The 14,363-nt window shown below is 61.2% G+C and carries 11 protein-coding genes; 5 read left to right on the top strand and 6 right to left on the bottom strand.

Annotated elements, in window-relative coordinates; all coding sequences use genetic code 11:
• Nucleotides 1–9 precede the first annotated feature (9 nt).
• The 3 genes from KVG85_RS22445 to KVG85_RS22435 all read right to left on the bottom strand — a co-directional run bounded on the left by KVG85_RS22445 (nucleotide 10) and on the right by KVG85_RS22435 (nucleotide 4,608).
• A complete protein-coding gene (locus KVG85_RS22445; RefSeq protein ID WP_041476689.1) occupies nucleotides 10–1,134 on the bottom strand; it encodes an ABC transporter ATP-binding protein in 1,125 nt (374 codons plus the stop codon).
• Between the two features lie 333 nt (nucleotides 1,135–1,467).
• Nucleotides 1,468–2,097 carry a response regulator gene (locus KVG85_RS22440; RefSeq protein WP_003228820.1) on the bottom strand — a complete coding sequence of 210 codons (630 nt, stop codon included), beginning with the start codon at nucleotides 2,095–2,097 and terminating at the stop codon, nucleotides 1,468–1,470.
• Nucleotides 2,098–2,211: 114 nt separating this feature from the next.
• Nucleotides 2,212–4,608: a PAS domain-containing sensor histidine kinase gene (locus tag KVG85_RS22435; RefSeq protein ID WP_217865084.1), complete on the bottom strand. Its 2,397-nt coding sequence runs from the start codon at nucleotides 4,606–4,608 to the stop codon at nucleotides 2,212–2,214.
• Between the two features lie 74 nt (nucleotides 4,609–4,682).
• Here KVG85_RS22435 and KVG85_RS22430 point away from each other — a divergent pair, with 74 nt between their 5' ends.
• Nucleotides 4,683–5,669 carry an alpha/beta hydrolase family protein gene (locus KVG85_RS22430; protein WP_217865083.1) on the top strand — a complete coding sequence of 329 codons (987 nt, stop codon included), beginning with the start codon at nucleotides 4,683–4,685 and terminating at the stop codon, nucleotides 5,667–5,669.
• Between the two features lie 122 nt (nucleotides 5,670–5,791).
• On the opposite strand, the gene KVG85_RS22425 is transcribed toward KVG85_RS22430, so the two are convergent.
• Genes KVG85_RS22425 through KVG85_RS22415 form a run of 3 tightly spaced genes read right to left on the bottom strand, consistent with a single transcriptional unit; the run spans nucleotide 5,792 to nucleotide 8,248 of the window.
• On the bottom strand, nucleotides 5,792–6,559 hold the full coding sequence (locus KVG85_RS22425) for a TerB family tellurite resistance protein (RefSeq protein ID WP_024014539.1): 768 nt from the start codon (nucleotides 6,557–6,559) through the stop codon (nucleotides 5,792–5,794).
• Between the two features lies 1 nt (nucleotide 6,560).
• Nucleotides 6,561–7,232, bottom strand: a complete 672-nt coding sequence (murU, locus tag KVG85_RS22420; RefSeq protein ID WP_217865082.1) for an N-acetylmuramate alpha-1-phosphate uridylyltransferase MurU — start codon at nucleotides 7,230–7,232, stop codon at nucleotides 6,561–6,563.
• Nucleotides 7,229–8,248, bottom strand: coding sequence for an aminoglycoside phosphotransferase family protein (locus tag KVG85_RS22415; RefSeq protein ID WP_217865081.1), 1,020 nt, complete (start codon nucleotides 8,246–8,248; stop codon nucleotides 7,229–7,231). Before KVG85_RS22415 ends, murU begins: the two co-directional genes overlap by 4 nt.
• 130 nt (nucleotides 8,249–8,378) lie before the next feature.
• Between KVG85_RS22415 and KVG85_RS22410 the strand changes: the two genes are divergently transcribed.
• The 4 genes from KVG85_RS22410 to rsmA are packed head-to-tail and all read left to right on the top strand — an operon-like array spanning nucleotide 8,379 to nucleotide 14,278.
• Entirely contained in the window at nucleotides 8,379–11,180 is a 2,802-nt protein-coding gene (locus KVG85_RS22410; protein WP_217865080.1) for an LPS-assembly protein LptD, read from the top strand.
• Nucleotides 11,155–12,477: a peptidylprolyl isomerase SurA gene (surA, locus tag KVG85_RS22405; RefSeq protein ID WP_217865079.1), complete on the top strand. Its 1,323-nt coding sequence runs from the start codon at nucleotides 11,155–11,157 to the stop codon at nucleotides 12,475–12,477. Before KVG85_RS22410 ends, surA begins: the two co-directional genes overlap by 26 nt.
• Nucleotides 12,474–13,463: a 4-hydroxythreonine-4-phosphate dehydrogenase PdxA gene (gene pdxA, locus KVG85_RS22400; protein WP_217865078.1), complete on the top strand. Its 990-nt coding sequence runs from the start codon at nucleotides 12,474–12,476 to the stop codon at nucleotides 13,461–13,463. The genes surA and pdxA overlap by 4 nt, the downstream gene beginning before the upstream one ends.
• Complete coding sequence (gene rsmA, locus KVG85_RS22395; protein ID WP_217865077.1) at nucleotides 13,460–14,278, top strand: 16S rRNA (adenine(1518)-N(6)/adenine(1519)-N(6))-dimethyltransferase RsmA; 819 nt, start codon at nucleotides 13,460–13,462, stop codon at nucleotides 14,276–14,278. Before pdxA ends, rsmA begins: the two co-directional genes overlap by 4 nt.
• Nucleotides 14,279–14,363: the final 85 nt, after the last annotated feature.

Here is a 14,363-nt window from a genome sequence, read left to right as displayed (position 1 = left end):
CCTGGGCGCTTAGTGCGCCTCTAAAAGCGGATCGAGCGCACGAACGTGCTCGACCTGCCAGCCAAGCGGTACCACGTCGCCGACGCTGAGCGCAGGATCTAGCTCGGCAATCGGTTGTTTCACGAAGAAGTCGGTCTTGCCGCAGACTTCCAGGCGCACCCGGACGTGGTCGCCCAGATAGATGAATTCCGCCACCCTCCCTGAGAAGCGGTTGACGCATTGATCGCTCGAACCGTTCAGGCTGACGCGCTCCGGACGGATCGACAGGGTCACCGGCTCGCCGGTCTGGCCAACGTTGACGGCCAGCGCCTCGACCTTTTCGCCACGCCCCAACTCGACCACGCAGCGCTCGCCACTCTGGCTGAGCAGGCGGCCGTTGAGGCGGTTGTTCTCGCCAATGAAGTTGGCGACAAAGGTGTTTTTCGGCTCTTCGTAGAGCGTGCGCGGCGGCGCAATCTGCTGGATCTCGCCTTGATGGAACACGGCAACGCGGTCGGACATGGTCAGTGCTTCACCCTGATCGTGGGTCACGTAGACCACTGTCACGCCGAGGCGCTGGTGCAGGTGCTTGATCTCCATCTGCATGTGTTCACGCAGTTGTTTGTCGAGGGCGCCCAGCGGTTCGTCCATCAGTACCAGTTGCGGCTCGAACACCAACGCGCGGGCCAGTGCCACACGCTGCTGCTGACCGCCGGACAACTGCGCCGGATAACGCGAGGCGAAGGCATCGAGCTGAACCATACTGAGGACTTTCTTCACCCGCTCGCTGACATCGCTTTTATTCAGGCCGCGCACGGTCAACGGGAAAGCAAGGTTCTCCGCGACAGTCATGTGCGGGAACAGCGCGTAGTTCTGGAACACCATGCCGATATCGCGCTTGTGCGGCGGCACGTTGTTGATCGAACGCCCGGACAGGAGGATTTCACCGGCGGTCGGCGTTTCGAAACCGGCGAGCATCATCAGGCTGGTGGTCTTGCCGGACCCGGACGGCCCGAGCAGGGTGAGAAACTCGCCTTTGCGAATGTCCAGGTTGAGGTCTTTGACGATCAGGTTCTCGCCGTCGTAGCTCTTCTGCACACCACGAAAGCTGACCAGCACATCACTGGTCCCTGCGCTTGTATCGACCTGGCTCATACCCACACCTTTGTTGTTGATGACTGCTTGTTCATCAAGCCTAGTGGCTGGCGGCGGCCACGCAAATCGGGGCGCAGGAGAGAATCGCTTAAGCGCAATGGAAGGTTGGGGGTAGGGATTGCCCTACAAGGATGGCGCGTTTGGGCAAACGCAGCGGCAAGGGGCAAGCTGCAAGCCGCTAGTAAAGGCAAAAGCGTCTGTCGCTAATGGATATGCCAACTCCGAACCTGTGGGAGCGAGCCTGCTCGCGAATGCGGTGGGTCATCAAACTGAATGGCTGACTGTTACGCCGCCTTCGCGAGCAGGCTCGCTCCCACATGAGGGCGGTGACGGTCAGAGGAGTTTGTGTTCCATCGCATACTTCACCAGTTCGGCCAGCGAGGTGATGTTGAGCTTCTGCATCAGCCGCGCCTTGTGGGTGCTGATGGTCTTGCTGCTCAGGGCCAGTTGCTGGGCGATGTCGTTGACGTTGGCGCCCTGGGCCAGGCGTTCGAACACCGAGAATTCGCGTTCTGACAACAGCGAATGCAGCGGCCGGGTATCGGTCAGGCCGACTTCGAAGACCATGCGGTCGGCCAGTTCCGGGTCAATGTAGCGCCCGCCCGCCGCGACCTTGCGGATCGCCGTGAGCAGCAGCGCCGGATCGCTGTCCTTGGTCGCATACCCGGCCGCGCCGACCTTCAATGCGCGCGCGGCCATTTGCGCTTCGTCGTGCATCGACAGCACCAGAATCGCCGGCGGATTGTTCAGCGCCCGAATGCGCGGGATCGCTTCCAGGCCATTGACCCCGGGCATGGAGATGTCCAGCAGCACCACCTCGCACGGCACGCTGCGCAGGGTTTCGAGCAGTTGCTCGCCATTGCTCGCCTCCCCCACTACTTGCAGATCCTTGGCCAGGCCGATCAATTGCTTGATGCCTTCGCGGACGATGGTGTGGTCTTCGGCTACCAGTACACGGATCACGTTCTTCTCCTTAGCCAAAATATTTCGCGAGCAGGCTCGCTCCCACCCTGGAATGCATTCTCCCTGTGGGAGCGAGCCTGCTCGCGAAGGCGTGCGCACTTACAACACAGACTTTCAGACCTCACTCACCGGCACCCACACTCGAAGGCTAGTGCCCTCCCCCGGCTCACTCACCAGCTCCAGCCGCCCGCCCATGATCAACACTCGCTCACGCATGCCGACCAGACCAAACGAAGTCGGCCGACCTTCGTCGGCGACGAATCCTACGCCATCATCGGCGACCGTCAGACACAATTCATCGTCATCCAACGCCAGGGTCAACTCCACCGTATGCGCCTGAGCATGGCGCATCACGTTGGTCAGCGCTTCCTGCAGAATCCGGAACAGCCCCACCGCTTTGGCATCGCTGAGTGCCGGCAGGTTGTCCGGCACCTGCACCAGACACGGTATCTGTGTGCGCGCCTCGAAACGCCGAGCCTGCCACTCGATGGCCGAGGCAATCCCGGCATCAAGGATCGGCGGGCGCAACGCCGTCGCCACATCGCGTACCAGCTGAAACAACTGCGCGATCAGGCGTTTCATGCTGTTGAGCCGCTCGTTGAGTCCCGGATCGAGTTGCGCGTAGGCCAATTCGCACATCGATGTCTCCAGTTTCAGCACGGTGAGCATCTGCCCCAACTCATCATGAACTTCCCGGGCAATGCGCGCCTTCTCTTCTTCACGCACGCTTTCCAGGTGCGCCGACAGTTCACGCAGTTGCTCGCGCGAGGCCGCCAGTTCCAGCTCGATGCGTTTGCTTTCGCTGATGTCCCAGACGATGCCGTCCCACACATAGGCGCCGTCCTCCAGCTGGCGGGTGATCGCCTTGATCTCGGCCCAGCGCTGCTCCCCCTGGCGCGTGACGATGCGGCCCTGCCACGACCAGTCGCTGTCAGTGTCCAGCGCCTGATCCTGGGTGCGGTGATAACTGGCCTTGTCGTCGGGGTGCACGAGGCTGCGCAAGCCCATGTCGCGATGAGCGATGGTTGCCGGCGCATAACCGACCAGACTTTCGCTGCCCTCGCTGATGTAGGCAAAGTCGATCTGCCCGGTGACCGGTGCCCGCTCCAGCCTGAACACCAGACCCGGAACGTTGGCGGCGATGCCTTGCAGGCGCGCCTCGCTTTCCTGCAAAGCGGCGAGCGCGCGGCGGCGGTCGGTGACGTCGGTGAGGTAGACCACCAGATATTCACTGTCGCGAAAACGCAGAAAACTCAGAGAAACGTCGGCCGGCAACACGCTGCCATCGGCGCGCAGGCAACTGGTTTCGAAGCTCAAGGGCCCTTCTTCACTGGCCCGTGCACGCTTCCACAGATTGAGCCAGCGATCCATGTGCAGGCCGGGCTCGAAATCGATCAGCGGCCGTTCGATCAGCCCGCCCGAAGGATAACCGAGCATGTTTTCCGCTGCGCGGTTGGCGTAGCGCACATGGCTGTCCCAATTGACCCAGAGAATGCCGACCGTGCTTTGGTCGATGGAAAACTGCGTCAGGCGCAGTGCTTCTTCACTGGCCGCGCGCAACGCAATGTCCTCGCGGGCGCTGAGCAAGCGTTGTTCGAGACTGTGCTGTTGGCGCCGCTGCCAGACCACGATTGCCGCGCAACTGAGCAGCATCACCGCGAACAACAGGCTGAGGTTCTGCCAGAACCCCGGCGACTCGGTCAGCCGTGGGTATTTCGGCTGCAGCCATTGGTTGTGCAATTGTTCCAGATCCTTGGCCGGGATCGCGCGCAAGGCGCTCTGGACGATGCCGGCCAGTTCCGGCCAATCGCGCCGCGAGGCCACGCGCAGCAGTTGCGGCAGGCCGATATCGCCGACCACCACCAGTTCGGCAAACTCCGGCTCCACCGACAGGCGCCCCAACTGCGCTTCGTCGACCACCGCGTAGGAGGCTTGCTGACTCAACAGCAGTTGCAACGCTTGCCGTTCCAGCGGCACGCCTTGCAGATTCAAGTGCGGATAGTTGCTGCGCAGGTAATCGGCGGTGCTGCTCGGCATGCGTACGGCGACGCGGGTCTGGCTGTCGAGCTTTTCCAGATCGACCGCGCCGCTGCTTTTCTGATCGCTGACCACCAGTTGCGGCACGCGCATGTACGGGTCGGAAAACTGCCAGAGGCGTAGCGCGCTGGGGGTCTGGCTGAGGCCCGGGGCGATGTCGATCTCGCCCTCGCGCAAAGCGCTTTCCAATGCCCCGAGATCCTGAAAGTTGCGCCAGCTCAGTTCCACGCCGAGGGTTTTGGCCAGCAGCTTCATCAACTCGACATTGGCCCCGGACAATCGCTGCAGGCGCCGATCGTAGGTCGCGTAGGGCGCCTGCAACACCAGGCCGACGCGCAATTCGTTGTGCTGCGCCAGCCATTGCTGCTGCTCTGGCGACAATTGCGCGGCATGAGCCGGCAGCGCAGGCGCCGCCCAGCCCATCAAGGGAAACCACAAACAGCCGATAACCCACAGGCAGCAAAATCGCTTCATTGAAGTCTCATACACTGACAAATTCTGACCAACCCATTAGGCTGCCGGGATACTTTTCTGGCCTGGAATAACCGATGCCCTCTGTCTACCGCCTGGCACTGCCAGCATTGTGCCTGTCGCTGATCCTGCCTTGTGCGTTTTCCGTCGAAGCCGCCGACCCGGCGCCTGCCGCCACGGATAAACCCGCCGAAGAAAAACCGGCCGAGCGCCAGCCACTGCTTGAGCGTAGTCAGGAAGAGGCCGCCGCACTGCAACGTAAACTGCCGGCGCAAGAGCAGCAACAACTGCAGGCTGGCAGCGACACCTTTCTCGCCCTGTGGAAACCGGCCAACAGCGCCGAACCCAGAGGCGCAGTGATCATCGTTCCCGGTGCCGGCGAAACCGCTGACTGGCCGCAGGCAATCGGCCCGTTGCGACGCAAATTGCCGGATTTCGAGTGGAGCAGCCTGAGTATCACCCTGCCGGATCTGCAAGGCGACGCCATTGCTCCGCGCGTAATCGAACCGACCGCAGCGCCGAAAGCCCCGGAAACCACAAGCAAGGACGCCGCCACCGCGCAACCGATCGAGCAAGCCGCAGGCGGTGAAGCGGAAGTTGCCGAACAGGTGGTCGCCGAGACCAGCGAAGAACAAGCCAAGGCCGATGCCGATCGCATCTTCGGACGCATCGACGCAGCGATTGCCTACGCCGAACAGCAGAGCGCGCGCAGCATTGTCGTGCTCGGTCACGGCAGCGGCGCCTACTGGGCGGCGCGTTTTCTCAGCGAGCGACAAACGCCTCAGGTGGAGAAACTGGTTATGGTTGACGCGCAAGCACCAGCCAAAGCCCTGCCGCCACTCGCCGAACTGACGCCGACGCTGAAGCTGCCGACGGTGGATATTTTTTACATGGACAAAGTGCTGGATCGCAACGCAGCGCTGGAGCGCATGCAGGCGAGCAAGCGCCTGAAGACCTCGGCGTTCAGCCAGGTGGCGCTGAAGGTGCTGCCGGACAAGAAGGCTGAGCAGGAACAACTGTTTCGGCGGGTGCGAGGATGGTTGAATCCTCAGGCTGTTGACTGACTGTTACACCGAGTCGCCCCTCTTCGCGAGCAGGCTCGCTCCCACATTGGATCTATGCACAATTCAATGTGGGAGCGAGCCTGCTCGCGAAGAGGCAAGCACAAGCAACACCCATCTAACTTCTAGCGAAAATCCCGCCGCTCGCGAATCAGCGTATAAGCGCTATGCAATTCCCGCGTCCGCTCGGTCGCCTCCCGCACCTGTGCCGGGGTCGCGCCGCTGCCGGCAATCTTGTCCGGGTGATGGCGACTGAGCAATCGCCGGTAAGCGCGCTTGATCTGCGCCGGCTCGCTGCTCGCCGACACCCCAAGCAACTTCATCGCCTCCTGATAACTCACCGCCGCACTGACGATCGGCCGCTTGCCCGGCTCGTAGTCGCTGGCCAATGCCTGCACCTGCTGCGCCGTCCAGCCCAGCCACTTGCCCCACTGCGCCAGCAATTCGCGTTCGCTGACCCCGGCGCGACCATCAGCCCAGACCATTCGCCAGCAGGCACGCAACACGCCTTCAGCCGCATGCGGCTGCGAACTCAAACGGCGCAGATAGCCGCGCAGATTGTCGCTGCCGGACTTGCCGCGATTGAACGCGGCAATCGCCCGACGCGTCGCCGGCTCGCTCATTTCCAGCGCGCGCATTTCATTGCGCGCCTGCTGGATATGCCCGTCAGTGACGCGCCCGTCGCTCTTGGCCAGACGCCCGAGCAACACGAACAGCAGTTCGTCGTTGCGCAGCATCGGCCGGCCGCCGAGCTTCTCGCGTAAATGTCCCCAGCTCTGCAAGTGCAAGCGCCGATCCAGCGCCTGCCCCAACAACGCCCCAAGCATGGCCCCCGGAATGCTGGCAATCGCGTACCCCACTCCGGCTCCAATCAGAGTCCCTGGCCACAGCATCTCAGCGACTCGCTTCTATCAAGGCTTCGGCTTCGGCCAGACGCTCGTAGGTACCAACATCTACCCAATGCCCCTTCAACAGCTCGCCCGTCACTTCACCTTTGGCCATGGCGTTGCGTAGCAGCGGCGCAAGCTTGAACGCGCCATCGCTGCAACCGTCGAACAACTGCGGATGCAGCACGGCGATGCCGCTGTAGGTCAGGGTCGCCGCATCAGGCTCACCGTCCTGCACTTTGCCGTCGATGAGAGTGAAGTCGCCTTTCGGGTGATGCGCCGGATTGTCTGCCAGCACCAGATGCGCCAGGCCATTGATCGGCTGGTGCAGCACGCTGAAGTCGTAATCGGTCCAGATGTCGCCGTTGACCACCAGAAACGCATCGTCACCAAGTAACGGCAGCGCGCGGAAAATCCCGCCACCGGTTTCCAGCGGCTCGCCTTCCGGCGAGTACTGGATGCTCAGGCCGAAACGCGAACCGTCGCCCAGATGATCCTCGATCTGCTGACCGAGCCAGGCGTGGTTGATGACAATTTCGTTGAAGCCTGCGGCCGCGAGGGCGCGCAGGTGAAACTCGATCAGCGGCACGCCAGCGGCACGCACCAGCGGTTTCGGCGTAGTCAGGGTCAGCGGGCGCATGCGCTCGCCTTTGCCCGCTGCCAGAATCATTGCCTTCATGCCGTCGCTCCAGCACGCAAGCTGCTGAACAGCGCTTGCAGTTCCGCCAGTTCAGGACGGCGTGCGATCACTGCTTCTATATAGGAGAAGAAGCGCGGCACGTCGGCCAGATAGCGTGGCTTGCCATCGCGGTGGCAGATACGCGCGAAGATGCCGATGACTTTGAGGTGACGCTGCACGCCCATCAGGTCGCTGGCGCGCAGGAAGTCTTCGAAATCGGCCTGCACCGGAATGTCCAGTGCCGAGGCCTGCTGCCAGTAACTTTCCAGCCAGCCGCGTACACGTTCTTCCGGCCAGCTGAGGAAAGCATCCTTGAACAGGCAGGTCACGTCGTAGGTCACCGGGCCGTAAACCGCGTCCTGGAAGTCCAGCACGCCGGGGTTGGGCTCGCTGAGCATCAGGTTGCGCGGCATGTAGTCGCGGTGCACCAGCACTTTCGGCTGCGCCAGCGCGCTGTCGATCAGCAACTCGCTGATGTGCTGCCATTGTTGCTGCTGGGCCGCATCGAACTCGACGCCCAGCTCGCGCTTGACGTACCAGTCGGGGAACAACTCAAGCTCGCGACGCAACAAGGCGACGTCGTAACTGGGCAACGGCGCAACCATCGGCAACTGTTGAAAAGCCAACAGCGCTTGCAGGGCATCGTGGAATAACGCGTCGGCATTTTCGCCATCGATCACGTCGAGATAGGTCTTGTTGCCCAGGTCATTGAGCAAAAGAAAACCGCGATCGAGGTCTTCGGCGTAAATTTTCGGCACATTAATTCCGGATTTCGCCAGCAAAAAAGCGATATCCACGAACGGTTTGCAGTTTTCCTGGGGGGGCGGCGCGTCCATCACGACGAAGCTGCGACCATCGCCCTCCCAGCGGAAGTAGCGGCGGAAACTCGCGTCGCTGCTGGCCGCGGTCAACGTGGCCGGGGGCACGGTGCCCCAGCCCTGCTCGGCAAACAGCTTTGCCAACTGCTCATCGAGCCAAACTTTCAGGTGTTGCAAGCGTACATCTTGGTCAGGCATTGCAAGGGTCTCCGACGGCGCTAGCCGTCAAGCGGGTCATGCTTTATTATCCAGCATCTTTTTCAGACCATCGAGAGGCGTGCGGCCCACACCGCGGGCAGATGGCACGCAGGAAGCCCGGACTAATAAGATGGCATTGAAATCCCCCGCGTTTCGTAAAAAATTTCCGTTGTTGGTAACCGGCAGTCTGCTGGCTATGCAACCTCTGGCCAGTCAATTCGTTGTTGCCGCCGAGCAGTATGACTGCTCCGTCTCGGCTACGGGTGGCTGGGACTGTGCGCCCAAGTCGCCCGCCGCGGCATTGCCGCCGCGCCCGGTGCATGACGGCAGTGCCGTCAGCTCTGCTGGCGAGGCCCCGGCCGACAACGGTTCCGGCGCAGAGACCGGTGCAAAAACCGCACTGGTCACCGAGTCCAAGGGCCGCGGCCTGAAATCCCGTAGCGAAGACTACAGTCACCTCGACTGGGTTCCGCGCGAGAAGCTCACCGCCGCCCAATTGGCCGAGACCGGTCCTTACTGCTCTGGTTCCTATATCGAACCGATTCGTCCTGGCATGAATGACAAGACGAATAAAAGTGACGCGCCGACCTTCATCGGTGCCAAAGCGTCGCGTTATGAGCAGGACACCCAGGTCGCCAGCCTCGCCGGTGACGTGGTCATGCGTCAGGGCAGCATGCAGGTCGAGGCCGACGAGGCCAACCTGTATCAGGCCGAAAGCCGTGGCGAACTGGCCGGCAACGTGCGCATCCGCGACAACGGCGCGCTGATCGTCGGCGACCACGCCGATGTGCAGCTCGACACCGGTGAAGCCAAGGTCGACAACGCCGAATACGTGATGCACAAATCGCGCATCCGCGGTAACGCGCTATATGCCAAGCGTGCCGAAAACGCGATCATCCGCTTGAAGGACGGCACGTACACCACGTGCGAACCGAACAGCAACGCCTGGCAGCTCAAGGGCAACAACATCACCTTGAACCCGGCGACCGGTTTCGGTACCGCGACCAACGTGACGTTGCGCGTCAAAGACATTCCGATTCTGTACACCCCGTACATCTACTTCCCGATCGACGACCGTCGCCAGTCCGGCTTCCTGCCGCCGACCATCGGCTCGGGCAGCGACACCGGCTTCATGCTGGTTACTCCGTACTACTTCAACCTGGCGCCAAACTACGACGCCACGTTGTACCCGCGTTACATGAGCAAGCGCGGCATGCTGGTGGAGGGTGAGTTCCGTTACTTGACCAAGTCGAGCGAAGGGCAGTTCGGTGCCTCGTATCTCAACGACGAGGACGATGATCGCAAGCGTCAGTCCGACTACAACGAGACTCGCTACATGTACAACTGGCAGCACAAGGGCGGTCTCGACTCCCGCGTGCTGACCCAGGTTGACTACACCAAGATCAGCGATCCGTATTACTTCCAGGATCTGCAAACCGACCAGATCGGCGTCAAGAGCGACGACTTCGTCAACCAGCAGGGCTCGGTCACTTATCGTGGCGACAGCTACACTGCACGCCTCAACGCTCAGCAGTATCAACTGGCGACCGTTTCGAACATCACACCGTATGGCCGTCTGCCGCAGATCACCTTCAATGGTCAGCTGCCGTATCACCCGGAAGGGCTGAACTTCGATTACGAGACCGAGTTGGTTCGCTTTGATCGCGACCTGCGTAGCGGCACGTTTGTACAGGAAGACGGCATCACTACCGAGTCGCGCCTGGACAACAACATCACTGGCCTGGCTCGCGCCAACGGCGATCGTTTGAATCTGAAGCCGGGCGTCAGCCTGCCGATGAACTGGACGTATGGTTTCCTCAAGCCATCGCTGAAGTACCAGTACACGCAGTATCAGCTTGATCTGGACAACACCGGCAAATCGCAGATCGATGCGATGACCGCAGAACAGAGAAAGCTCAACGGCGAGTTCGACAGCAACCAGAACCGTGGCGTACCGATCGCCAGCATCGATGGTGGCCTGTACTTCGACCGCAACACCTCGTATTTCGGCAAGAACTACCGTCAGACCCTGGAACCACGCCTGTTCTATCTCTATGTACCTGAGGTTGATCAGGAAGACATTCCGGTTTTCGACACCAGCGAATACACCTTCAACTACGCCTCGCTGTTCCGCGACAACCGCTTCTCCGGCGCCGACCGTGTCGGCGACGAGAACAAACTGTCGCTGGGCGTTACCAGTCGCTGGATTGAAGACAACGGTTTCGAGCGTCAGCGCATCAGCGTCGGCCAGGCTCTGTACTTCAAGGATCGCAAGGTTCAACTGCCGGGTATCGCTTTCAACGATCGTGATGACGCGAAGTCCGACGTTTCGCCATACGCGCTGGAATACGAATACCGCTGGAACCGCGATTGGCGCACCACTGCCGACTACAACTGGGACCCGGACAGCCGCAGCCCACGCTCCGGCAGTGCGATGTTCCACTATCAGCCGGAAGACAATCCGAACAAAGTCATCAACGTTGGTTATCGCTACCGTAATGACCAGGTTCGTTATGACCAGAACACCGGTAAATGGTCGGTAGGTGGCGGCGACTACGGCACCCCGGGCCAACCTGGCTACGTGAAGGACTACTACAAGATCCAGCAGCATGATTTCTCGGTCATCTGGCCGATCGTTCCGCAGTGGAACGCCATCAGCCGCTGGCAGTACGACTACAACCGCAACCGCACGCTGGAAGCTTTCGGTGGTTTCGAATACGACAACTGCTGCTGGAAACTGCGCCTGATCAACCGTTACTGGGTTTCCTATGACGAGTTCAGCCAGGAAGCTCCGCAAAACGAAAAAGGCGACCATGGCGTCTTCCTCCAAATTGTTCTGAAGGGACTCGGCGGCCTGACTGGCGCCAAGGTAGAGAGCTTCCTCGACAAAGGCATTCAAGGTTATCGTGAACGTGAAGACCAAGCTTTCTGATTGTCTGCGCCCGTTGCTGCTGGGCGCGTTGTTCCTGGGTACGGCGGCCAACGCCGCCGTACAGTCCATCGATAAAGTGGTGGCGATCGTCGATAACGACGTGGTCATGCAGAGCCAACTGGACCAGCGCGTTCACGAAGTTCAGCAGACCATCGCCAAGCGCGGTGGCGGTCTGCCGCCTCCGGGCGTGCTCGATCAGCAGGTGCTCGAGCGCCTGATCGTCGAAAACCTGCAACTGCAGATCGGCGAACGCTCGGGCATCCGCATCACTGACGAAGAGTTGAACCAGGCTGTCGGCACCATCGCCCAACGCAACAACATGACTGTTGATCAGTTCCGTGCTGCGCTGGCTCGCGATGGCCTGAACTATGACGACGCCCGTGATCAGATCAAACGCGAAATGATCATCAGCCGTGTGCGTCAGCGTCGTGTGGCCGAGCGCATTCAGGTTTCAGAGCAGGAAGTGAAGAACTTCCTCGCCTCCGACCTCGGCAAGATGCAACTGTCCGAAGAACTGCACCTGGCCAACATCCTGATTCCGACCCCGGAAAGCGCCAACTCTGAAGCGATTCAGAGCGCTTATCGTCAGGCCATGGATGTTTACCAACAGCTCAAGCAAGGCGCTGACTTCGGTCAGATGGCCGTGGCCAAATCCGGCAGCGACAACGCGCTGGAAGGCGGTGACATGGGCTGGCGTAAAGCCGCACAACTGCCACCTCCGTTCGATCGTGAGCTGAGCAGCATGGCGGTCGGCGACATTACTCAGCCTGCGCGTACACCGGGCGGCTTCATCATTCTGAAGCTGCTGGGCAAACGTGGCGGCGAAGCGCAGATGCGCGACGAAGTTCATGTGCGTCACATCCTGGTCAAGCCAAGCCCGATCCGCGACGAAGCCAAGACCAAGGCGCTGGTGCAATCGTTGTATGACCGCATCACCGCTGGGGAAGACTTTGCCGAACTGGCGAAAAACTACTCGGAAGATCCGGGTTCCGCCCTTAACGGCGGCGACCTGAACTGGATCGACCCGAACGTGCTGGTACCGGAATTCCGCGAAGTGATGGCTTCGACCCCACAAGGTCAGCTGTCCAAGCCATTCCAGACCCAATACGGCTGGCACGTGCTGGAAGTCCTTGGCCGTCGCGCCACTGACGGCACCGAACAGGCCCGTGAGCAGCAAGCCATGACCGTACTGCGTAACCGCAAATACGACGAAGAGCTGCAAACCTGGCTGCGTCAGATCCGTGACGAAGCGTACGTAGAGATCAAACTCCCTGGTGCAGACCAGGCAGCGCAGTGAAACCCAAGCGTTTCGCGCTGACACCCGGCGAACCGGCCGGCATCGGTCCCGACCTGTGCCTGCTGCTCGCCTCGCAAGCCCAGCCACATCCCCTGATAGCCATTACCAGCCGCGACCTGCTCCTTGAGCGGGCCGCGCAACTGGGGCTGGCCGTCAACCTGCTGGATGTCGCGCCGGGGCAGTGGCCAGATGTTCCAGCGCCGGCCAACAGCCTGTACGTCTGGGACACGCCGCTCAGCGCACCGGTAGTCGCAGGGCAATTGGACAAGGCTAACGCGGCGTTCGTCCTCGAAACCCTGACCCGCGCCGGCAACGGCTGCCTGAACGGCGATTTCGTCGGGATGATCACTGCGCCGGTACACAAAGGCGTCATCAACGAGTCGGGTATCGCGTTCTCCGGACACACAGAATTTCTCGCCGACCTGACGCACACCGCGCAGGTAGTGATGATGCTGGCCACTCGCGGTTTGCGCGTGGCGCTGGTCACCACGCATCTGCCTCTGCGCGAGATTGCCGACGCGATCACCCCGGAGCGGCTGGAGCGCGTCACGCGAATCCTGCACGCCGACCTGCAAGACAAATTCGGCATCGCCCGGCCACGCATCCTGGTCTGCGGTCTCAACCCGCATGCCGGTGAAGGCGGCCACCTGGGCCATGAAGAAATCGACATCATCGAACCGACATTAGAGCGCCTGCGCGGCGAGGGCATGGACCTTCGTGGCCCGCTGCCTGCCGACACTCTGTTTACCCCCAAATATCTGGAGCACTGCGACGCAGTGCTGGCGATGTACCACGACCAGGGCTTGCCCGTGCTCAAGTACAAAGGCTTCGGCGCTGCCGTCAACGTGACGCTGGGCCTGCCGATCATCCGCACCTCGGTCGACCATGGCACCGCCCTGGATCTGGCCGGCAGCGGCAGGATCGACACCGGCAGCCTGCAAGTCGCCCTGGAAACCGCCTACCAGATGGCCGAGACCCGTTTATGAACGAGCAATACCAACACAAGGCGCGCAAACGCTTTGGTCAGAACTTCCTGCACGATGCCGGCGTTATCGACCGCATCCTGCGCTCCATCCATGCCAAGGCTGACGACCGCCTGCTGGAAATCGGCCCCGGTCAGGGTGCTCTGACGCAGGGCCTGCTCGGCTCCGGCGCGCAACTCGACGTAGTGGAACTCGACAAGGATCTGATCCCGATCCTCAATCAGCAGTTTGCCGGCATGAGCAATTTCAACCTGCATCAGGGTGATGCGCTGAAGTTCGACTTCAATTCGCTGAACGCCGCGCCAAACAGCCTGCGGGTGGTTGGCAACCTGCCGTACAACATCTCCACGCCATTGATTTTTCACCTGCTGAACAACGCTGGCATCATTCGTGACATGCACTTCATGCTGCAGAAAGAAGTGGTCGAGCGTCTGGCTGCAGGCCCGGGTGGCGGTGACTGGGGTCGTCTGTCGATCATGGTTCAGTACCACTGCCGCGTGGAACATCTGTTCAACGTCGGCCCGGGCGCATTCAATCCACCGCCGAAAGTCGACTCGGCAATCGTTCGTCTGGTGCCCCACGCGGTGCTGCCGCACCCGGCCAAGGACCACAAGTTGCTGGAGCGCGTGGTGCGCGAAGCCTTCAACCAGCGCCGCAAAACCCTGCGCAATACCCTCAAGCAATTGCTCAGCAATGCCGAGATCGAAGCCGCTGGCGTCGATGGCAGCCTGCGTCCCGAGCAACTGGATCTGGCCGCATTCGTGCGCCTGGCCGACCAGCTCGCGATACAGGTCCCGGCCACTCCTGCCGCCGACTGACTCGCGATGAACGCTATCGGGCAGCACACCACTCTGGTTTACTGCCCGATACTTGCCTAGACTGATTCCCCATCAGCTACGCCCC

The sequence above is a fragment of the Pseudomonas triticicola genome (assembly GCF_019145375.1).
Taxonomy (GTDB): Bacteria; Pseudomonadota; Gammaproteobacteria; order Pseudomonadales; family Pseudomonadaceae; genus Aquipseudomonas; species Aquipseudomonas triticicola.
Note: the sequence above shows the minus strand (reverse complement) of the source record. Positions and strands in the feature narration are given on the sequence as shown.